Genomic DNA, 21,630 nt, shown 5'->3' with positions numbered 1-21,630 from the left:
ATATAAATGTTCAAAACCGTGATAGCTAAGCTTAATGAATATCTATAGGCTCAATAAATATTTACAGCATGTTCATGACAAAAAGATGACATGAGAAAAGCATCTTATTGTGCACCTATAAATTAGATAACCGAATATAACGATTAATAGTCACTATTTAAAATAGTTTCTACCTTCTATTGTGCACAAAACCTATTACATTCACAGCAAAAAAATATTACGTCCTACATCAAAGATCCACAAATCTCTACACAAGGCTTTTGAGTAGATAGGGTATTTTGCGAGTTAAATTGAACTACGACAAAAGCGATATGTGACTGTGGGTAGGTAATCTTTTATGTAACACTATCCTGATTTCCACTATAAATATCATTGTTTCAGATCAGATACAAGTTTTTTTCGAGCCGTAAATTAAATTACTGACTTGTTTTAGCACAGATTGGTTATTTAACTCTGCACTTACTGGTAAATACCACCAGTTTTCCTGTGCAAAATGCCGACATTTAACAGCATCTTTTTCTGTCATAATTAGCGCTTCTTGGTGAGGTGTTAAATCTTGCAATTCTTGTGCGCTATAATCGCTATGGTCACTAAATGCTTTGGTGGCTATTAATTCAATGCCTTTTTCCTGCAAAGAATTAAAAAAACGAGGAGGATGTCCGATACCAGCTATTGCAACCGCTTTATCGATTTGTTGAACCGGTTTCTTTTCACCTGTCTTAAGGTTAACAATGATATCCCCTTTTAAAACCATCGCTATCTCATTGCCTTGGCTTAATCCACCGTTAACAATAATTGCATCAACAGAATGTAAGCGCCCGGCTCGTTCACGCATAGGGCCAGCGGGCAACCACCAACCATTGCCAAATCGTCGTTGTCCGTCGATAACAACTATTTCATAGTCTCGTTGTAGTGCATAGTGCTGTAAACCATCATCCGTGATGATCACATCAAGATTATACTGCGCTAATAAAGCTTTTACTGCCTCTCGTCGATTAGGTGCAACGGCAACAGGTGCACCTGTTCGATGATAAATTAACACAGGTTCATCACCCGCCATCGCGGGTGTTGTTTCTGATGTTAAGAGCAATGGATAATGGTCTGATTTCCCACCATAACCGCGAGATACAACCCCAGGTTTAAACCCCTGCTGAATTAATTGCTCAACAAGCCATATAACAACAGGTGTTTTACCATTACCACCCGCTGTTAAATTCCCCACAACAACGACGGGGACAGGGGCTTTCCATGATGCCAATCCACCTTTTTGATAAGCAAAGCGCCTAAATACAGTAATAGCGCCATACAACCATGAAAATGGCAGCAATAGAAGATAAAACCAAGATTTACCAGACCAAATCCGTTCAATCATTTACCAAATTGCATCCTGTGAAGTTGTGCATAAACACCTTGTTGCTCAATCAAATCAAGGTGTGCGCCACGTTCAACAATTTCACCATCTTCAATAACTAATATTTCATCCGCTTTTTCAATGGTAGATAAGCGGTGGGCTATCACTAAAGAGGTTCTATTTTTCTGTAGTTCATCCAGTGCAGATTGGATCGCGCGCTCTGATTCTGTATCCAGTGCTGATGTGGCTTCATCAAGGATAAGGATCGGTGAATCACGTAGTAACGCCCTTGCTATCGCGATACGTTGACGTTGTCCACCCGAAAGCAAAACACCATTTTCGCCAATTTCGGTATCTAGGCCTTTATCCATTTTATTGATAAAGTCCATGGCATGTGCCATTTTCGCTGCTTTCTCGATATCCTCACGGCTATATTGGTCTTCACAGGCATAAACAATATTGTTTGCTACTGTTTCATTGAATAAATGAACATTTTGTGAAACTAGCGCCACTTGGTTCCGTAAAGATTTCAATGTGTAGTCACGAATATCATGACCATTAATCAATATTTGCCCTTCATTGATATCATAGAAGCGGGTAATTAAGTTAGCAATAGTCGATTTACCTGAGCCTGAACGTCCAACCAAAGCAACTGTTTTCCCTGCTGGAATAGTAAATGACATATTTTTCAAGGCAGGTGTATCTTTTGTCACATATTGGAAAGTTACATTACGAAATTCAATATCACCCGTTGGTTTTTTCAGCTCTAACTTACCAGTGTCTTTTTCTTGCTCCATATCGAGGATAGCAAATAAAGTCTGACACGCAGCCATACCTCGTTGAAATTGAGCATTCACATTTGTCAGAGATTTCAATGGACGCATTAATGCCACCATTGAGGAGAAAACGACCGTAATTGTTCCTGCGGTAAGTGTTTCCATAATTTCAGGAAAACTTGCAGCATAAAGAACAAAAGCTAATGCAAATGAAGCAATTAATTGAATAATAGGATCTGAAATTGATGATGCAACAACCATACGCATACCTTGGCGGCGAATATGGTTACTCACATGATTAAAACGTTTATTTTCAACTTCTTGACCATTAAAAATTAAAACTTCTTTATGCCCTTTCAGCATTTGTTCAGCACTCGTTGTGACTTGTCCCATGCTGTTTTGAATACGTTTACTGATCGTTCTAAAACGAGTCGATACCACTCGGATGACAATAGCAACAACAGGTGCAATCACAATCAAGATAAGTGACAATTGCCAACTATAATAGAACATCAATGCAAATAGCCCGATGATATAAGCACCTTCACGGACAACAGTAATTAATGCACCTGATGAAGATGAAGCAACTTGCTCTGAATCATAAGTGATACGAGAAAGCAAAGTTCCTGTTGATTGCTGATCAAAAAAGCTCACCGGCATTCCCATAATATGAGAAAACAACCGACGACGCATATTCATTACAACTTTTCCAGATACCCAAGAAAGGCAGTAACTTGAAATAAAGTTAGATATACCGCGCAGAACTATCAGTCCAATAACAGCAATAGGCATCCATTTTAATACGTCATTACTTGCTTTACCAAAACCTTCATCGAGAAGTGGCTTTAATAAAGAAATCATAAATGCATCTACACCCGCATTGATGATTAATGCAATTGCTGCTGTGATCAAACCTGCTTTGAAAATCCGAATCATCGGCCATAAGCGTCGAAATGTTTGCCACGTTGATAGGTCTATATCATTCATATATATTACCAAACTTTTAATAATTAGCCGGTCATTCTACTCGGGAAACGTCAAAACACCAAACCACTGATGATACCAACGAGGTAAAATATCTCGTCTATAGGTAAATACATCAATATTATCGTGATTAAACTCGATAGAAATCTGCCCACTAATAGGGGTTGTTAGCCAATTAATGGCTTCTTTTTTATAACGGTGATGTACTTTATCAGAAGGTAAATGCCAAGGGCTATAACGAGCCACAGAAACTAAAGCAAATTTTGGTGATACTGCTTGAATAAACGCTAATGTTGACGATGTTTGACTACCATGATGCGGAACTTGCAAGATATCCGCTTTTAATTGTGATTTTTCCAGCCTGACTAATTGAGATTCGGCTTCTTTTTCTATGTCGCCCGTTAATAAAATATTCTGTTTACCATCACTAACATTAATAACACAAGACTGATTGTTTTTTGGAGAGCGTGAGGTATTCAGTGGCCATATTGCATCGAAATTAAGTCCTTTCCATTGCCATGATACTCCTTGTACACACGGTAAATGCGTGGGTGAATCAAAACTACTGCGCAACGTTAAATTAGGATAAGTCATAAATAGATCATCCATTCCGCCGGTATGATCAAGATGATCGTGACTAATGATCAAAGCCACAGGATTAAGCCGATGATACTTTAAATAAGGGATAATCACACTCTTCGCAATTGAACCACCGCTTTTCCAACGGATCCCAGTATCATAAATGACAGCCTCCCCCTCTTTTTCAATAATAATAGCCAAACCATGCCCTACATCTAGCATTGATATACGCCATTGATAACGTGTGGAAGCAGTACATTCACAATAAAAAATAGTCACAATAGTGATTAGCAAAATAAAATGGTGACGCCACCATGACATTCGTATCACTAAAATTATTCCAATACCCAAAAACGCGACTAAAAAGGAAAGCCTACCACTATTTTGCCAATAGGGTAAAAATACAGGAGCACACCAAAAAGCAAAATTGATAGAAAGATCAACCCAGTGCCAAAGCAATGGCTGTGAAAATGAAAAGAATGATGTCAATAATCCTAACATTATCAAGGGAACAGTAATAAAGGAAATAATGGGAACTGCCCATAAATTAACGATTAAACTAAAAAAATTAGCGCCACCAAATAAATAAAACTGAAAAGGTAATAAAATAATTAATAAGCCAAATTGTAAGTGCATTAGCCTCAGAATAAACCAACGCTTTTGGTAATTATATTTTGATTTTAATGGACACATCCAATACCAAAAAATAATGGCAAATACAGCTGAAAATGAAAGCCAAAAACTGGCTGAAAGAATTGAAAGAGGTTCAATAATAAGAATAAGGGCTGCACTCCAAAGTGCCCACTGCCAAGGAAGGAATAATCGACTCCCCCAATGTAGTATCACCCAAACACTTAACCCAATAACGGCCCTTGTTGCTGGTATTCCCCAACCCGATAATGCCGCATAAAAAACACCACATCCCCAAGCAATAATCAGTGGAAATTGTGTATTTATCCATTTTAAGGGGAAAAAAAACTGAATTCCTCTTGCAATAACCCACCCTACAAATGCAGCTAAACCTATATGTAAGCCGGAGATAACAATAAGATGCGCAACTCCTGTTTTCATATAAAGTTCTTTTCTTTCTGGATCTATTTGTCGTTTATCACCTAAAACTAAAGCAATAATTTCACCTTTATTTTTAGCGGTTTGCCAATAGGGTGAAACTGTATGAATAAACTGAGTACGTAACGGAATATCAGCATGAACAAATGTAGCTAGCATCACTTTTCCTGCTAATGTTTCTTTCATTGAAGCTGCATATTTTTGACTATCAAACCCACCTTCATTTAAATAGCTGTGAACAGCTCTAAATTGAATTTTAAATTTCCAATATTGTCCTATTGCGACATTATTAGGCGGGTTTCGCCAATATACACTAGCGTAAATAGTGGAAGAAAATACATGTTCTTTAGGTATAGGAATTTTAACAATCAGACTACCATCTGATAATTCACGATATTCAATAATAGGAGTTTCAAATGTCGCAATATTATCAACAAGCTGTGTTGTTCTCGCCATTAACGATTGTGCAGCAAGATTTGAATAAACCCAGAAAAATAAAAATAATGCTAAAAAACGAATTAAAGAGAAAGGTATTAGCAATAAAATTATTGCGATAGTAATGACAATATAATAAGTAATTTGACTAAAAAGTGTATGTTGCATTAATAAAGGCAAACACCCTAATATTATAGCTAAAGTAATATGATCTAAAGTCAGCGTCGTAAAATACAATCGTTGAAAGTATGTTGAATGAAAGCAGTGCTGTTTTATTAGCAATATTCTCAGCTGAAAAGCACTTATTATCTTCTCCAATAAAATCATCATTCCTATTTCCACCTCAAATAATTTCTTTATATATCATGAGATTATAATAAAACTAAAGATAGCTATTAAGGCTGTTTTTTAGAGCCTCTTTATAAAAAAGAAAAGCCGTTTTGTCATATACACTATCTTTTGAGAAGGTGCTCGAAAAAACTAAAACAATTTAGTGAGAATGGTGATTAAATCGAGAAATTAAAATTAAACTACAATAAAGTAATACAAGAAAAAGTAAGAAAGAGGATAACTTGAGTAACAGAGATTTCATAAAATGAAAGAAGGAATTAAAGGCGAGAACCAGAAAGGAATAATACAGAATTAATAAAAGATAATAAATATGAATAAAAAAGAATAAAAAAACGACACCTAAGTGTCGTTTTTGAGAAAGTTAACTAACATCGTGCCATTTCGACAGGAGTTATTATTCCGTGTAAATATTTACGCGGTCACGCAACTCTTTGCCTGGCTTAAAGTGTGGAACGTATTTACCTTCCAGGTCTACTTTATCACCAGTCTTCGGGTTACGACCCGTACGCGGCGCACGGTAGTGTAGAGAAAAACTGCCGAATCCGCGGACTTCGATACGCTCACCATCAGCTAAAGTATCAGCCATATGATCAAGCATTTCTTTTACAGCTTCTTCAACCGTCTTAGCCGAAAGATGAGATTGTAGGCCTGCAAGTCTCTCGATTAACTCAGACTTGGTCATATTACCTCCCTAAACTACCGATAAATAGGCAACGTTTAACGTTGCCTTCCGTTAATAACTTAAATTATTCGCCTTTAGCTGCTTTGAAAGCTTCAGCCATAGCGTTGTTTGAAAAACCAACTTCTTCTTTATTGTTTACAGAAGCGATAGCGTCTTTCTCGTCTGCTTCGTCCTTAGCACGAACAGATAAGTTGATAACGCGGTTTTTACGGTCAACGCCAGTATATTTAGCTTCTACAGCTTCGCCAACATTCAGAACCAGAGTTGCATCTTCAATACGGTCACGTGAAGCTTCTGAAGCACGCAGGTAACCTTCAACACCGTCAGCTAATTCTACAGTTGCGCCTTTAGCGTCAACAGCAGTTACTTTACCAGAAACAATAGCACCTTTTTTGTGAGCAGACAGGTAATTATTGAATGGATCTTCTGATAATTGTTTAACGCCCAGTGAGATACGTTCACGTTCAGCATCAACTTGCAGAACTACAGCAGCGATTTCGTCGCCTTTTTTGTATTCACGAACGGCTTCTTCACCTGCAACATTCCAAGAAATGTCAGATAAATGAACCAGACCGTCGATACCGCCGTCTAAACCGATGAAGATACCGAAGTCAGTGATAGACTTGATTTTACCTTCAACACGGTCGTTCTTGTTGTGAGTTTCTGCAAACTGCTGCCATGGGTTAGATTTGCATTGTTTCAGACCCAGTGAAATACGGCGACGTTCTTCATCGATGTCAAGAACCATAACTTCAACAACATCACCAACGTTAACAACTTTAGATGGGTGAATGTTTTTGTTAGTCCAATCCATTTCAGAAACGTGTACCAGACCTTCAACGCCTTCTTCGATTTCTACGAAGCAGCCGTAATCAGTCAGGTTAGTTACACGACCAGTCAGTCTAGTACTTTCTGGATAACGTTTAGCGATAGCTACCCATGGATCTTCGCCCAGTTGTTTCAGACCTAATGATACGCGAGTACGTTCACGGTCGAATTTCAGGACTTTAACAGTGATTTCGTCGCCAACATTGACAATTTCGCTTGGGTGTTTAACACGTTTCCAAGCCATGTCAGTGATGTGCAGTAAGCCGTCAACACCGCCCAGATCAACGAATGCACCGTAGTCAGTAAGGTTCTTAACGATACCTTTAACTTCCATGCCTTCTTGCAGATTTTCTAATAACTGATCGCGTTCTGCGCTGTTTTCAGATTCGATAACCGCACGACGAGACACAACAACGTTATTACGTTTTTGGTCTAATTTGATGACTTTGAACTCAAGCTCTTTGTTTTCCAGATGAGTTGTATCGCGAACTGGGCGAACGTCTACCAGTGAACCTGGTAAGAACGCACGAATGCCATTCAGTTCAACAGTGAAACCACCTTTAACTTTACCGTTGATGATACCAACAACAGTTTCGTTTTCTTCGTAAGCTTTTTCCAGCATCAGCCACGCTTCGTGACGTTTTGCTTTCTCACGAGACAGAACGGTTTCACCGAAGCCATCTTCAACCGCGTCCAGAGCAACATCAATTTCGTCGCCCACTTGGATTTCTAATTCGCCTTGAGCGTTTTTGAATTGTTCTACAGGAATAGCAGATTCTGATTTCAGACCTGCATCAACCAGAACAACGTCTTTATCGATAGCAACTACAACGCCGCGAACGATAGCGCCAGGACGAGTTTCGATTGTTTTTAGGGATTCTTCAAAGAGTTGAGCAAAAGATTCTGTCATGTTAATGATCTTCAAGTAAATTTAATTAACGTCCATTTAGCATCCGGCCGAATGGGGTTGTTTCACATACCTCGTTACATCCTTTGTGACAAGGTCATCGGGCATTATTGTGTTTTCATTAACACGTCAACCCGATTTTGATAATTACCTAGTATAAACGAAATAAAAATTAATTACGCTGATAATTGCAGATTTTTTTTAGCATAAGTCAACGATTTTTCAATGACTTCGTCGATAGACAAACTTGTAGAATCGAGAATTAATGCATCTTTCGCCGCAATAAGTGGCGCAACAGCGCGATTCCGGTCACGGTGATCGCGTTCTTTTATCTCGGATAAAAGGCGTTCAAAGTTAACATTAAAGCCTTTTTCCTGCAACTGTAACGTGCGACGACGTGCTCGTTCTTCTGCACTAGCTTCAAGAAAAATTTTTACTTGAGCATCTGGGAAAACGATTGTTCCCATGTCTCGGCCATCTGCAATTAATCCTGGCGCAGTACGAAACGCACGTTGGCGACGTAATAATGCTTCTCTTACTCGAGGGAAAGTCGCTGTTTGTGATGCTGTATTTCCGACTGTTTCTGTTCGAATTTCATTCGATACATCTTCGCCTTCAAGGATAACATTTAAACCATTTTCAGTAGGAATAAAGCGTACATCTAAATTAGCCGCTAATGGCACTAATGCATCTTCAGAAGTGATATCAACATCGTGGTGTAAAGCGGCTAATGCCAGCACACGATAAATAGCACCCGAATCAAGTAAGTGCCAACCAAACGCTTTCGCTAATGCTTGACATAATGTTCCTTTACCTGCTCCGCTAGGCCCATCAACAGTAATAACAGGGACGATAATCGCCATGAGTTTCTCCTTTATATGGGCACTGCGTTTCTGTGTTTGCCACCTTTACTACATTGATATAATAGGCATATTGCTCAAACAAAGAAAAACAGTATGAATATATTGCGCGCCATTATACGCATACAATGTATAGGAAGAAACAAGCAGATAAACACAAGGGAGATTTATTCAATATTATTTTTTCAAGATCCATTATTTTTTAGAAAAAAATAACTCATTACAAGAAAAAATCGACACTATTATTCCTTATAAAGTTCAATAGTGTCGATTTAACTGATTTAATTTTGACTGTTTTTTTTAGTTCATTTTATATTAATGATTACGCTGTGAAAGTGTTTCTAATTTTTCAAAATAATCAGGAAATGTTTTTGCAGTGCAACCTGGATCTAGGATCGTAATCGGTGTATCCGAAAGTGCCACCAGCGAAAAACACATTGCAATACGATGATCATTATAAGTTTTGATATCAGCGGTGGTTAACTGCTTAGGAGGCGTCACCTTTAAGTAATCATGTCCTTCTTCAACAATGGCCCCCACTTTTCGTAATTCTGCCGCCATTGCTGATAATCTATCGGTTTCTTTTACGCGCCAGTTATAAATATTACGAATAACAGTATCACCTTCAGCAAATAGTGCTGTCGTAGCAATGGTCATTGCGGCGTCAGGTATCGTATTCATATCCATATCAATACCTTTTAATGTGCCGTGTTCACATTCGATATAATCATCACCCCAACGAACTTTCGCACCCATTTTTTCAAGAACAGAAGCAAAATGAATATCGCCTTGTAAGCTATTTCTGCCAATCCCTGTCACGCGAACAGTACCACCTTTAATGGCAGCTGCGGCTAAGAAATAAGATGCTGATGATGCATCGCCTTCTACAAGGTATTTTTCTGGTGATTGATATTGTTGCCCACCTTTTACCACAAAACGTTGATAATCATGATTTTCAATCTTACCACCAAAAGTGTTAATTAATGCTAAGGTAATATCGATATAAGGTTTTGATACTAGCTCACCTTTAATAGTGATAGTGGTGTCTTGCTGAGCTAATGGTGCGGTCATTAATAACGCAGTAAGAAATTGACTAGAAACTCGACCATCTACGGCAACATCCCCTCCCTTAAAACCACCTCGTAGGCGAATAGGTGGATAATCTGTCTGTTCAAGGTAATCAATGTTAGCACCACCTTGACGTAAAGCGTCAACTAAGTGTCCTATTGGACGCTCTTTCATGCGCGGTTCACCCGTTAAAATAATATCATGCTCACCTAAGCTTAATGCCGCTGCTAATGGGCGCATTGCCGTACCAGCATTACCTAAAAAGAGCTCTAGTGGAGAGTGTGATTTAAATTCACCACCTAAACCTTCAATATCACATACCGTATTATTATTTGATAACTGATACTGTATACCCAATGTTTTTAAAGCATTAAGCATATGACGAATATCATCGCTATCTAATAAGTTAGTTAAACGTGTTTTACCTTTAGCTAAGGCGGCTAATAATAATGCGCGGTTAGAAACACTTTTTGATCCGGGTAAATTAATAGTCCCTTCAACATGCGCGATAGGTTGTAACGTCAACGATTCCATAAACAGGTAGAACTCCAATAGATAAGTAAAATAAAACTAGACGTTATTTAATTCATAATTAAATTATTCGGTTTCTATATTTTTATTTATTATTTTCGTACTGAGCTAACTCAATTTTAATTATTAACATCTTTAATGATAAGAAAACCTGCTATTATGGGCAGGTTTTCTTAGCCTAGAATAAACCAATTATGCGTGGCGACGTTCAAAATCAGCCATAAAATCCACTAAGGCTTGAACACCTTCTAATGGCATTGCGTTATAAATTGAAGCACGCATTCCCCCTGATACGCGGTGGCCTTTTAAAGCAACCAGACCTTGTGCTTCAGCTTCTTTTAAGAAAACAGAATCCAGTTCAGGAGACGACATTTGGAAAGGTACGTTCATTAGTGAACGGTTTTCTGTCGCAATGCGATTAATATAAAAATCGCTATTATCAATGGCACTATAAAGAAGCGTCGCTTTTTCATAGTTACGTTTTGCCATTTCTTGTAACCCACCTTGCTCTTTCAGCCATTTAAAGACCATGCCGGATAAATACCAAGCAAAGGTTGGTGGAGTATTAAACATAGAGTCATTTTCAGCAAGCACCGTATAATCAAACACAGACGGTGTTTCTTTGTGCGCGTTGCCCAATAAATCTTCACGAATAATAACAATGGTTAAACCCGCTGGGCCGATATTTTTTTGTGCCCCCGCATAGATCACACCAAAACGGCTAACATCAAGTGGTTGCGATAAGATAGAAGATGAATAGTCCGCAATCACAATTTTTTTATCATCAAAATCGGGCTCTTCATGAATAGCAATTCCGTCAATAGTTTCATTTGGGCAATAATGTACATAAGCAGCATCATCACTTAATTTCCACTCTTTCATTGGCTTAACACCAATTTTGCCATCAATTTCTGTTTTAATTTTAATGATATTTGGCGAGCAATATTTAGCAGCTTCTTCGGCAGCACTCTGTGCCCAATAACCACCATCAATGTAGTCTGCAGTTGCTTTTTCACCTAATAAATTAAGCGGCAAAGCAGCAAAATGACCACGAGCACCACCATGACAAAAAAGAATTTTGTAGTTTTCTGGCACATTGAGTAGATCACGAAGATCTTGCTCTGCCTGATGAGCAACATCTAGAAACTCTTTACTGCGGTGGCTAATTTCCATCACCGAGCGCCCAAGTTCATGCCAGTTGCATAATTCTAATTCTGCACGACGGAGAACTTCTACCGGTAACATAGCCGGACCTGCACTAAAGTTATATATCTGACTCATTCAAATTCACCCTATCTGAATATGTTTTTACAAAATGACCTTTATCGGTTGTATCATTCCCGTTAAATTGGCGCAATGATTATTGTGAAGTAACGCATAATACGCAGTGCGTAAGAATAACGGTTAGGAGTGTTTTATGTCGGGGAGTCTAAATAAAAAAGAAGAAGCGAGCTGGGGAATGCTTCTTCATGGAAAAAATAGTCTAAAATCTCTCGCGTTAGCAGGAGGTGTCGCATTACATGCGATTAATGTCTATATCACGATAACAACACTGCCTTCAATTGTACGCGATATTGGCGGCCTCAATTTATATGCATGGAATACAACCGTTTTTATTTTAGCGTCTATTCTCTCTTCAGCACTTACTTCGCGCTTACTCAGTGTATTTGCGCCTCGTAATAGTTACCTTTTTGCTACCATTTGTTTTTTAGCCGGTTCAATTATCTGCGCAACCGCACCATCAATGTATATATTACTGTTAGGGCGGTTTATACAAGGAGCTGGGGGCGGTATGCTATTAGCCCTTGCCTATTCATTAGTCAGAGTGATGTTTCCACAACCCCTTTGGTCTAGAGCCATGGCATTAATGTCAAGTATGTGGGGAATATCAACATTATTAGGCCCTGCATTAGGTGGGATATTTGCAGAGTATGATATTTGGCGGGGCGCATTTTGGTCTATCTTATTCGTTGGCATTCCCTATGCTATTTTATTATTTACTATTCTTCCTACAGAAAATAATGCTGATAATATCGTTGCAAAATCCCCTTTACCTTATCAGCAACTTATTTTATTAATGCTTGCTGTATTATCTATTTCAATCGGCAGTCTTTATAACATCACGTTATATCACGTATTATCATTTTTATTTGCCATTCTCTTTATCTTACTTTTAATACACATTGATAAAAAATCTAATGATGGTTTATTTCCTAAAGGCACATTTTCTTTTTCTGCACCTTTAGCACCAATATACCTCACAATGGCATTATTAGGGATCAGTGTACAAACAGAAGTCTTTGTGCCCTATTTCTTGCAAATTATCCATAATATTACCCCACTACTTTCCGGTTATTTAGCTGCATTGGTTGGTGCGGGTTGGTCTTTCTCTGCCATTATTTCTTCATCAAGTAAGCAACATACTGCTCAACACTTAATGCGTTTTGGTCCTATGATTAACTTTTCTGCGATAGTTATTCTCGGTTTATTTATATCCAAGAGCATCACATTACCTTATGGGCAAATGATCATTATTTGTGTGGCGCTATTTTTTACGGGTGCAGGCATTGGTATGGCATGGCCTCATTATTTAACTCGTGTTTTACATGTTTCTCAGGGCCAAGATGCCCAAAAAGCAGCGACATCAATTACGACTATCCAATTATTTTCAACCGCCGTTGGTGCCTCAATATCAGGTACTGTGGTTAATATGGCAGGGTTAACTGAACCAGGCGGAATTATAGGTGCTCAAAATGCGGCACATTGGTTATTTATTGTTTTTGCAATCACGCCTCTATTTGCTTTTTTCACAGCTAATATTGTTGTTGTTCGTTATAAAAAATCAAATTTATAGATTTATATTTATTAACGCAAAGACTATTAAAAAATAGTCTTTGCGTTATTTATAAATAAAGACCCTTTTTATTTTATCATCTTTATTCCTTTCATTATTATCTATAAATTAAACTTAGATTTAAATAAGAAAGGAAAACTATATGAATTTAAAAACTGCAATAATAATGGGTTTAATATCTGCATCATCAATATGTCAGGCAGATAATCAAGAACATTATGCTATTAATAAAGAATATGCTGAATATGAAGATGGTACTGAAATTCTTATCAACAAAGATTCTCTAACTACAGTTAAAGCGAGCCTAAATAATGATGAAGTCGCTGAAATTTTCATCTCACCTAAAGATGAAAACCATATTTCACACAATAAATATGACCGTTTCCGTGTTGATGATGGCGGTATTATTTTAAATAACACCCAGGTAAAAGCTGACTATATTATTAATGAAGTGATTAACAATGGTCCAACCTCTTTAATAGAGGGTAATATTGGCATCAAGGGACAAGCAGCTCACGTTATTATTGCTAACCCTAATGGTATTACTTGTGATAATTGTAGCTTTTCAAACACATTATCTGAAACACTTGTTAGTGGAAGTGTTCAGAGGCTTAACAATACCGTTGCTATTTATAATGCCACAGAATTACCCGATATATCATCCTCAGATCACTCTAAATTTATCCCTAACCGTGGGAAAATAAACATTATAAATTCAAAAAGCATCGACAATAACACCATATATAATCAATTAAATATTATTAGCCATGGAATAACAATTAATAATAAAATATCCTCATCTAACAATATTAATTTCTTTAATAATTACAATGTGATACATAATTTAGATAGCACAATGAATTTATATTACCCTATGGCTAAGTTTAATTCCCCATCAGTCTTAAATCCGCTCAGTCGCGCTAATCGACCTGTAAAAAACTTACCAAAACGCCCCAACAACAACTATTTGATAATTGGTAATAAAGAGACTACTAATGCTATCCCATCAAACTTAAGTGGTAGCATATACAGTGACAATGAAATTACTATTTATGCAAATCAGTCTCAAGTGAAAAATCATGGTTATCTAAATAGTAGAATAACAAATTTATCACTTTATAATCGAAGTAAACTTGAAAATCACAACTCTATTTTTACGGAAAATTTAATTTTAAACAAAGAGCGCACATCCACAATAATCAACATGGAGTCAGGCTATATTTTTCATTACTTACCTCATATATATAACTCAACGTCTTCAATGGAAGAAATAAATGATAATGAAATAAATAATAATGAAAAAAACAGAGTCATTACATCATTAAATCATCACTCTTTTAATAATAGAGGTGTTTTCCAATTCTTAACCTTAAAACATACTCATTAATTTTGTATTGATAATGAACGGAGAATGAAGCCTTGTAACAAGGCTTCATTCTTATTCAAACTACTTTGAATTAATATTTTTCGAAATTCTCTTGGATCTTGGCAGGCTCTTGTGTTTGTGTTAATGACAATTGTAATAATACTCTTGCTTTTTGTGGATTTAATCGTTCAGATGCCACAAAACCGTATTTTACATCATCCACTTCACCATTTTGTGTTGTAAAACCTACAGGCACACGACTTGCGCGAACAACAACGACACCTTTTTTAGCACCGTCTGCTAAAGTATTAAAAATATCAGTATATAAATTACCGTTACCTACACCCGCACTCACAATACCTTTATAGTCATTATCAATAAAAGCTTTGGCAGGTAAATCAGAGGCATTTGAGTAGTTATAGACAATGCCTACTTTAGGTAATTCAGTCAGTTTACTCACATCAAAGACGGGCTTATCGGCACGAGGCAATGCAGCCGTATAAAAATGAACTTTACCGTTATGTACATAACCTTGAGCACCCGCATTAACTGGTTGGAAGGCTTGTACTTCCGTCGTGTTCATTTTCACGACATCTTTACCACTGATAACGGCATTATTCATGGTGACTAACACACCACGATTTTCAGACGCTTTATCACTGGCAATCACAACTGCGTTAAAAAGATTTAAAGGACCTTCAGCGCCTAATGCAGTTGCAGGACGCATTGCACCCACCATAACAACTGGTTTCTTACATGCTGTGGTTAAATCAAGAAAGTAGGCTGTTTCTTCCATGGTATCGGTACCATGAGTGATCACAAAGCCGTCTGTTTTATCGCAATCGGCATTAATTTTATCAGCCAGCTTGAGCCATACTTGGTCATTCATATCTTGAGAACCAATATTAACGACTTGCTCACCGTTTAAATTAGCGATTTTTTTAGCCTCGGGGACGGCATTAATCAACGTATCAATACCTAATTTACCTGCGGTATAGCTTGATGTTGTTGCTGAATCACCGCCCCCCGCAATTGTACCACCGGTTGCCAAAATAGTGACATTAGGTAAGGCAAAAACAGAACCACTAGCTACAGCTAATAGGCTGGCAAGCAATGTTTTTTTCATCATCGAACTGATCCCTTATGAGTTTATAAATAAATCCAATTATGATGATTTAAAATTATTAATTCCGTGATAAATCGAACGTATTTATTAAAAAAACTCATATATCAAATAAATTATTAATTATGAATATGGTTAGTCTTTGGTAAATGAGAGAAATTATTAGTGCATTACAGGGGATTTCAGTATCATGTGCCCCTAACTATCACCAGCAAAATATTGATGAAACCTGCCATGTCACAAACATTTATTCCTGGCAAAGATGCCGCACTGGAAGATTCTATCGCTAGCTTTCAAAAAAAATTAACCGACTTAGGCTTTAACATTGAAGAAGCGTCTTGGTTAAACCCTGTTCCTAATGTCTGGTCTGTTCATATTCGTGATAAAGATTGCCCTTTATGTTTTACCAACGGTAAAGGTGCCAGTAAAAAAGCAGCATTAGCTTCTGCATTAGGCGAATATTTTGAACGTCTTTCAACCAATTATTTCTTCTCTGATTTCTGGCTAGGTGCTGATATTGCAGAAGGTGAATTTGTTCACTATCCAAGTGAAAAATGGTTCCCACTAACAGAAGATGATTCTGTTCCTGCTGGCTTATTAGATACACGTTTACGTGAATTTTATGATCCTGAAGGTGAGTTATGTGGTAGTGAGTTAGTTGATTTACAATCAAGTAATCATGATCGCGGAATTTGCGCCCTACCATTTATACGTCAGTCTGATGAAAAGCCTGTTTATATTCCTGTCAACATTATTGCTAACTTATATGCATCTAATGGTATGTCAGCAGGGAATACAAAGAATGAAGCTCGCGTTCAGGGACTTTCTGAGGTTTTCGAACGCTATGTAAAAAATCGCATTATCACTGAAAGAATTAGCTTACCTGAAATTCCTAAAGAAGTTTTAGCGCGCTACCCTGCTGTTATTGAAGCGATTAACACCTTAGAGCAAGAAGGTTTCCCAATCTTTAGCTTTGATGCGTCTTTAGGTGGGAAATTCCCTGTTATTTGTGTGGTGTTATTTAACCCACAAAATGGTACTTGTTTTGCCTCTTTTGGTGCTCACCCTGATTTTGGTGTAGCGTTAGAGCGTACCGTCACTGAGTTATTACAAGGCCGTAGCCTTAAAGATCTGGATGTTTTCAATCCACCAAGCTTTGATGATGAAGAAGTGGGTGATCACACCAATCTTGAAACACACTTTATTGATTCAAGCGGCTTAATAAGTTGGGATCTGTTTAAAAAAGATGCCGATTATACTTTTGCTGATTGGAATTTCAGTGGCACCACTGAAGAAGAGTTCCACACCTTAATGACGCTGTGCCAACAGTGTGATGCTGAAGTCTATATTATGGATTACTCACACTTAGGCGTTTACGCTTGCCGTATTTTAGTGCCTGGTTTATCTGATATTTACCCTGCAGAAGATCTACAATTAGCCAATAACATTATGGGTGTACATTGGCGTGACACTATTCTTTCTTTACCAACAAGCCAAGGTACTAACGAAGAATACCTTTCTCTTATTGGTCAATTCGATGAAGATGGTTTAGACGACTTTACACGAATTAGAGAAATGATTGGTATTGCACCAGGCAAAGATAATGGTTGGAGTCATTTACGTGTAGGTGAATTAAAATCGATGCTTGCACTTGCAGGGGGTGATCTTGACCAAGCCCTCGTTTGGGTTGAGTGGACTCAAGATTTCAACGCTTCTTTGTTTACTCCAGAGCGTCAAAACTATTATCGCTGTTTACATAATCTCTTATTATTAAAACAAGAGACTGAGCGTAAACCCGAGCAATATATGCATGCATTCTCTCGTATGTATGGTGAAAAGACACTACAAGCCGCACTAAATGCGATGCAAGGTAAGCAAGCATTTTATGGTTTACAACCTATTGATGCAGATTTAATCAATCTACCTGTACATCAATCATTACTTGCCGCTTATGAGAAATTACAAAAAGCAAAACGCCAATTGAGCAAATAAACCTATTTTATTTAAGGTAATTTATTAAATAATCACTAAATTTAACTGAATAATAAGCACATATTTAAAGTGAAACACTCTATTGAAAAGTAGAGTGTTTTATTTTGCTGAAAATAAATTTTTGACAAATTTGTCAACATGGCAAATCTGTCATCCGACAAAAGTGTCAAAATATGGCAAAAGTGACGATTTGAGGTGTTTAATATGACACTATAAATACATATTGAATTTTTTCACTAAGAATAACGCTTAAAATTAGTTTAAATTGCTATTTGTTTAACTAGGTCTCAAAAATTTAAAAACCTTATTTTTATAATGGATATATGTCTGGGGTAATCAATAGAGATTAACCATAAATAAAGTAATGTTTATATTTATAGCAAAAGTAAATAAGGCGTTAAATTTTATTTTTATTATTAACATACGGGGTTTAAATAATACTTTATATTTACTTTTTACTTTATTCATCCAGCTAGTCTAAAATTTTTTGATAATTTTTAAAAAATTTTTTTACTTAATTAATCAAATAGTTATAGTCGAAATAGCGGGTTTTTACGCACTAAAAATGAGATCTCAATAAGCGACTATGATCCATATCAATTTTAGAAGTAAGCCCCTTTGCTACTATTATTGCGTACTATAATTATTCCAACATATAAGAGAGTGTTAGTATGAAAGCTGACAGCCCTTTTAATTTATTATCCCCTGCTGATATGGCAAAAGTTGCCGATGATGCAGGTTGTTATAAAGCAAATAAACAGATCTCAACGACTTACTTATCTGCATTTACTGCGGGAATGTTTATATCAATTGCTTTTGTTTTTTATATTACTGCTACTACAGGCACCGCATCTGTTCCATTTGGGCTGGCAAAATTAGTCGGCGGGATCTGCTTCTCTCTGGGGTTAATGCTCGTGGTCGTTTGTGGCGCGGATTTATTCACCTCAACTGTTCTTACTATTATTCCTAAAGCAACCGGACGTATATCTTGGGGCAAAATGCTTGCGAACTGGATAAATGTCTATCTGGGTAACTTTGTTGGCGCACTCTTTTTTGTCGCCTTAATGTGGTTCGCAGGTCAGCATATGGCAGCGAATGGGCTTTGGGGGCTAAATGTTTTACAAACCGCACAACATAAAGTTGAACACACCTTTATAGAAGCTGTTTGTTTAGGTATTTTAGCTAACTTGATGGTTTGTCTTGCAGTCTGGATGAGTTATGCAGGCCGTACACTTATTGATAAGCTTTTTGCACTAATTTTACCTATCGGCATGTTCGTTGCTAGCGGTTTTGAGCACAGTATCGCTAACATGTTTCTTATTCCTTTAGGTATTGTTATTAAGAATTTTGCACCTGCAGAATTCTGGACTAAAGTAGGTGCATCACCCGAACAATTTTCAGATTTAACGATATCAAATTTCCTCGTTGATAATTTAGTACCCGTCACTATCGGTAACATTATTGGCGGAGCAGTCCTAGTCGGTCTGGTATACTGGTTAATGTATCTGCGCGGTGACAAGCATTAATCCGTGCAGGTATGACTGATTTCTTAAGTTCCATTGTAAAAAGGTAGAAGTATCATGTCTGATTTAAATGAAAAATTTGCTGAAGCATGGAAAGGTTTTTCTGAAGGTGAATGGCAGAACGGTGTTAACGTTCGTGACTTTATTCAAAAAAACTATACTCCATATGAAGGCGACGAATCTTTCCTAGCAGGTTCCACTAAAGCAACTGATACACTTTGGGAACAAGTTATGGAAGGCATCAAAATCGAAAACCGCACGCATGCGCCGGTTGATTTTGATACTTCTGTTGCTTCAACTATCACATCTCACGATGCGGGTTACATTACTAAAGATTTAGAACAAGTCGTAGGTTTACAGACTGATGCACCTCTGAAACGTGCGATCATCCCATTCGGTGGTATCCGTATGGTTGAAAGTTCTTGCCAAGCTTATGATCGTGAGCTGGACCCAGAACTGAAAAAAATCTTTACTGATTACCGTAAAACTCACAACCAAGGCGTTTTCGATGTTTATACTCCAGACATCATGAAATGCCGTAAATCTGGTATCTTAACAGGCTTACCAGATGCTTATGGTCGTGGACGTATCATCGGTGACTACCGTCGTGTTGCACTGTACGGTATCGACTTCCTGCGTAAAGACAAATTCGCTCAATTCACTTCTTTACAAGAAAGAATGGAAAAAGGCGAAGATCTGGAAATGACTATCCAACTGCGTGAAGAAATCGCAGAGCAGCACGCTGCTTTAGGTCAAATCCAAGAAATGGCTGCGAAATACGGTTATGATATTTCTCGTCCTGCTCAAAATGCAAAAGAAGCTGTACAATGGACTTATTTCGGTTACTTAGCTGCTGTTAAATCTCAAAACGGCGCGGCAATGTCATTTGGTCGTGTATCTACTTTCTTAGATATCTATATCCAACGTGATATTGATGCTGGCCTTCTGAATGAAGAACAAGCTCAAGAGTTAATTGACCATTTAGTCATGAAATTACGTATGGTTCGTTTCTTACGTACTCCTGAATATGATGAGCTGTTCTCTGGTGACCCAATCTGGGCAACAGAATCTTTAGCAGGTATGGGCTTAGATGGCCGTACTATGGTAACTAAGAATACATTCCGTTTCTTAAATACCCTGTACACAATGGGTCCGTCACCAGAACCAAACATGACCATCCTGTGGTCAGAACAACTGCCTATCAACTTCAAAAAATACGCAGCAAAAGTCTCCATCGATACTTCATCAATTCAGTACGAAAATGATGACTTAATGCGTCCTGACTTCGACAGCGATGACTATGCAATCGCATGTTGTGTTAGCCCAATGGTTGTTGGTAAACAAATGCAGTTCTTTGGCGCTCGTGCAAACTTAGCCAAAACTTTACTGTATACCATCAATGGTGGTGTTGATGAAAAACTGAAAATCCAAGTAGGTCCAAAACATGCGCCAATCATGGACGAAGTATTAAACTTCGATACTGTGATGAACCAAATGGACCACTTTATGGATTGGTTAGCAACTCAGTATGTAACTGCACTGAACGTTATCCACTATATGCACGATAAATACAGCTATGAAGCCGCGTTGATGGCACTTCATGACCGTGACGTATATCGTACAATGGCATGTGGTATCGCAGGTCTGTCTGTTGCAGCTGACTCACTGGCTGCTATCAAATATGCGAAAGTTTCGCCTATCCGTGATGAAAACGGCTTAGCAATTGATTTCAAAATCGAAGGCGAATACCCACAATTTGGTAACAACGATTCTCGTGTAGATGATATCGCTTGTGACTTAGTTGAACGTTTCATGAAGAAAATTCAGAAAATGCGTACATACCGTAATGCGGTACCTACACAGTCTATTCTGACTATTACTTCAAACGTTGTTTACGGTAAGAAAACAGGTAATACCCCAGATGGTCGTCGTGCTGGTGCGCCATTCGGACCAGGTGCTAACCCAATGCACGGTCGTGACCAAAAAGGTGCAGTTGCTTCACTGACTTCAGTTGCTAAACTGCCATTTGCTTATGCAAAAGACGGTATTTCGTACACCTTCTCAATCGTACCTAATGCGTTAGGTAAAGATGATGATGTTCGTAAAGCGAACCTTGCAGGCCTGATGGATGGTTACTTCCACCATGAAGCAGGTATTGAAGGTGGTCAGCATCTGAACGTTAACGTGATGAACCGTGAAATGCTGTTAGAAGCAATGGAAGATCCTGAAAAATATCCTCAGTTAACTATCCGTGTTTCTGGTTATGCAGTTCGCTTTAACTCACTGACTAAAGAGCAACAGCAAGACGTTATCACCCGTACATTTACAAAAACAATGTAATTTGATAACTAA

Annotated in this window: 14 protein-coding genes; 5 read left to right on the top strand and 9 right to left on the bottom strand. The window is 37.7% G+C overall.

What is annotated here, in order from left to right:
• Positions 1 to 382: 382 nt before the first annotated feature.
• The 8 genes from lpxK to serC all read right to left on the bottom strand — a co-directional run bounded on the left by lpxK (position 383) and on the right by serC (position 11,701).
• On the bottom strand, positions 383 to 1,372 hold the full coding sequence (lpxK, locus tag INT04_RS00375) for a tetraacyldisaccharide 4'-kinase (protein ID WP_193014199.1): 990 nt from the start codon (positions 1,370 to 1,372) through the stop codon (positions 383 to 385).
• On the bottom strand, positions 1,369 to 3,114 hold the full coding sequence (gene msbA, locus INT04_RS00370; protein ID WP_193014198.1) for a lipid A ABC transporter ATP-binding protein/permease MsbA: 1,746 nt from the start codon (positions 3,112 to 3,114) through the stop codon (positions 1,369 to 1,371). The genes lpxK and msbA overlap by 4 nt, the downstream gene beginning before the upstream one ends.
• A gap of 36 nt (positions 3,115 to 3,150) precedes the next feature.
• Positions 3,151 to 5,361 (bottom strand): DNA internalization-related competence protein ComEC/Rec2, encoded by a 2,211-nt coding sequence (locus INT04_RS00365; protein WP_226893902.1) that lies wholly within the window; start codon positions 5,359 to 5,361, stop codon positions 3,151 to 3,153.
• 577 nt (positions 5,362 to 5,938) lie between these two features.
• Positions 5,939 to 6,226, bottom strand: a complete 288-nt coding sequence (gene ihfB / locus INT04_RS00360) for an integration host factor subunit beta (protein ID WP_006537420.1) — start codon at positions 6,224 to 6,226, stop codon at positions 5,939 to 5,941.
• A gap of 64 nt (positions 6,227 to 6,290) precedes the next feature.
• Complete coding sequence (gene rpsA / locus INT04_RS00355; RefSeq protein ID WP_193014581.1) at positions 6,291 to 7,964, bottom strand: 30S ribosomal protein S1; 1,674 nt, start codon at positions 7,962 to 7,964, stop codon at positions 6,291 to 6,293.
• Between the two features lie 173 nt (positions 7,965 to 8,137).
• Positions 8,138 to 8,824 (bottom strand): (d)CMP kinase, encoded by a 687-nt coding sequence (gene cmk, locus INT04_RS00350; protein ID WP_193014197.1) that lies wholly within the window; start codon positions 8,822 to 8,824, stop codon positions 8,138 to 8,140.
• 312 nt (positions 8,825 to 9,136) lie between these two features.
• A complete protein-coding gene (gene aroA, locus INT04_RS00345) occupies positions 9,137 to 10,423 on the bottom strand; it encodes a 3-phosphoshikimate 1-carboxyvinyltransferase (RefSeq protein ID WP_193014196.1) in 1,287 nt (428 codons plus the stop codon).
• A gap of 189 nt (positions 10,424 to 10,612) precedes the next feature.
• A complete protein-coding gene (serC, locus tag INT04_RS00340) occupies positions 10,613 to 11,701 on the bottom strand; it encodes a 3-phosphoserine/phosphohydroxythreonine transaminase (protein ID WP_193014195.1) in 1,089 nt (362 codons plus the stop codon).
• Positions 11,702 to 11,837: 136 nt separating this feature from the next.
• On the opposite strand from serC, the gene INT04_RS00335 reads away from it, so the two are divergent.
• Both INT04_RS00335 and INT04_RS00330 read left to right on the top strand, forming a co-directional pair.
• A complete protein-coding gene (locus tag INT04_RS00335) occupies positions 11,838 to 13,274 on the top strand; it encodes an MFS transporter (RefSeq protein WP_193014194.1) in 1,437 nt (478 codons plus the stop codon).
• A 142-nt stretch (positions 13,275 to 13,416) separates the two neighbouring features.
• Positions 13,417 to 14,661: a filamentous hemagglutinin N-terminal domain-containing protein gene (locus INT04_RS00330; protein WP_193014193.1), complete on the top strand. Its 1,245-nt coding sequence runs from the start codon at positions 13,417 to 13,419 to the stop codon at positions 14,659 to 14,661.
• A gap of 70 nt (positions 14,662 to 14,731) precedes the next feature.
• On the opposite strand, the gene ansB is transcribed toward INT04_RS00330, so the two are convergent.
• The gene (gene ansB, locus INT04_RS00325; RefSeq protein ID WP_193014192.1) at positions 14,732 to 15,769 is read right to left on the bottom strand and encodes an L-asparaginase 2; all 1,038 of its coding nucleotides are present in this window, start codon (positions 15,767 to 15,769) and stop codon (positions 14,732 to 14,734) included.
• Between the two features lie 228 nt (positions 15,770 to 15,997).
• On the opposite strand from ansB, the gene ycaO reads away from it, so the two are divergent.
• The 3 genes from ycaO (at position 15,998) to pflB (ending at position 21,618) form a co-directional block, all read left to right on the top strand.
• Positions 15,998 to 17,755: a 30S ribosomal protein S12 methylthiotransferase accessory factor YcaO gene (gene ycaO / locus INT04_RS00320; protein ID WP_193014191.1), complete on the top strand. Its 1,758-nt coding sequence runs from the start codon at positions 15,998 to 16,000 to the stop codon at positions 17,753 to 17,755.
• Between the two features lie 671 nt (positions 17,756 to 18,426).
• Complete coding sequence (gene focA, locus INT04_RS00315) at positions 18,427 to 19,281, top strand: formate transporter FocA (RefSeq protein ID WP_193014190.1); 855 nt, start codon at positions 18,427 to 18,429, stop codon at positions 19,279 to 19,281.
• A gap of 54 nt (positions 19,282 to 19,335) precedes the next feature.
• Positions 19,336 to 21,618 (top strand): formate C-acetyltransferase, encoded by a 2,283-nt coding sequence (gene pflB / locus INT04_RS00310; RefSeq protein ID WP_193014189.1) that lies wholly within the window; start codon positions 19,336 to 19,338, stop codon positions 21,616 to 21,618.
• Positions 21,619 to 21,630 lie beyond the last annotated feature (12 nt).

Source organism: Proteus sp. FME41 (genome assembly GCF_014897315.1).
GTDB lineage: Bacteria > Pseudomonadota > Gammaproteobacteria > Enterobacterales > Enterobacteriaceae > Proteus.
This window is presented reverse-complemented; position numbering and strand designations above follow the sequence as displayed.

Coding starts and splice junctions, on each gene's coding strand:
- lpxK (WP_193014199.1), bottom strand. CDS start 1,372: ATGATTGAACGGATTTGGTCTGGTAAATCTTGGTTTTATCTTCTATTG.
- aroA (WP_193014196.1), bottom strand. CDS start 10,423: ATGGAATCGTTGACGTTACAACCTATCGCGCATGTTGAAGGGACTATT.
- ycaO (WP_193014191.1), top strand. CDS start 15,998: ATGTCACAAACATTTATTCCTGGCAAAGATGCCGCACTGGAAGATTCT.
- msbA (WP_193014198.1), bottom strand. CDS start 3,114: ATGAATGATATAGACCTATCAACGTGGCAAACATTTCGACGCTTATGG.
- focA (WP_193014190.1), top strand. CDS start 18,427: ATGAAAGCTGACAGCCCTTTTAATTTATTATCCCCTGCTGATATGGCA.
- rpsA (WP_193014581.1), bottom strand. CDS start 7,964: ATGACAGAATCTTTTGCTCAACTCTTTGAAGAATCCCTAAAAACAATC.
- cmk (WP_193014197.1), bottom strand. CDS start 8,824: ATGGCGATTATCGTCCCTGTTATTACTGTTGATGGGCCTAGCGGAGCA.
- INT04_RS00335 (WP_193014194.1), top strand. CDS start 11,838: ATGTCGGGGAGTCTAAATAAAAAAGAAGAAGCGAGCTGGGGAATGCTT.
- serC (WP_193014195.1), bottom strand. CDS start 11,701: ATGAGTCAGATATATAACTTTAGTGCAGGTCCGGCTATGTTACCGGTA.
- INT04_RS00330 (WP_193014193.1), top strand. CDS start 13,417: ATGAATTTAAAAACTGCAATAATAATGGGTTTAATATCTGCATCATCA.
- INT04_RS00365 (WP_226893902.1), bottom strand. CDS start 5,361: ATGCAACATACACTTTTTAGTCAAATTACTTATTATATTGTCATTACT.
- ihfB (WP_006537420.1), bottom strand. CDS start 6,226: ATGACCAAGTCTGAGTTAATCGAGAGACTTGCAGGCCTACAATCTCAT.
- ansB (WP_193014192.1), bottom strand. CDS start 15,769: ATGATGAAAAAAACATTGCTTGCCAGCCTATTAGCTGTAGCTAGTGGT.
- pflB (WP_193014189.1), top strand. CDS start 19,336: ATGTCTGATTTAAATGAAAAATTTGCTGAAGCATGGAAAGGTTTTTCT.